We start from the raw sequence: 437 nt of genomic DNA, 5'->3' as shown, positions 1-437 counted from the left end.
GCGCTCGATATGCCGGCCAACCGCTTCGGCGCCATCATCGGCGCATTCGGCGAAGAGCAGATCGAGGAATACCGCGTGGCCTTCACGGTGCGCGGCGAGAAAGACCTCATCTACGGCATCGTCTGGCCCGTGTACGGCCGCGATGGCGGGGCCACGGATGTCACTGCGGAAGGCGAACCGGGCAGCCCACTTGAGCAGATCTGCGATGAGCTGCGCGCCTGCGGCATCGAAGATATCTTCCGCCACGGTCAGCTTTTCGAACCCGAGTACTGCGAAGACTGCGGGGCCCCGCTCTACGCAGACCGCTCGGCCGAAATCGTCCACGCAGAAATGCCGGAAGACGCACCGACCCAGCAGCCGCTGTTCCACTGATCGGCGACGCACGCAATCAGAGCCACCCTCGGGTGGCTTTTTTATTGCTCCGCCATCGTTCATAT

1 protein-coding gene is annotated in these 437 nt (G+C 63.2%); it reads left to right on the top strand.

The genetic code is table 11. The features are described 5' to 3' along the window. The coding region (locus I6F21_RS37960; RefSeq protein WP_225184413.1) for a DUF2863 family protein at positions 1-372 on the top strand (372 nt) is incomplete at its 5' end. Between the last annotated feature and the right edge of the window lie 65 nt (positions 373-437).

The sequence above is a fragment of the Bradyrhizobium sp. NBAIM03 genome (assembly GCF_020194055.1).
Lineage (GTDB): Bacteria > Pseudomonadota > Alphaproteobacteria > Rhizobiales > Xanthobacteraceae > Bradyrhizobium > Bradyrhizobium yuanmingense.
This window is presented reverse-complemented; position numbering and strand designations above follow the sequence as displayed.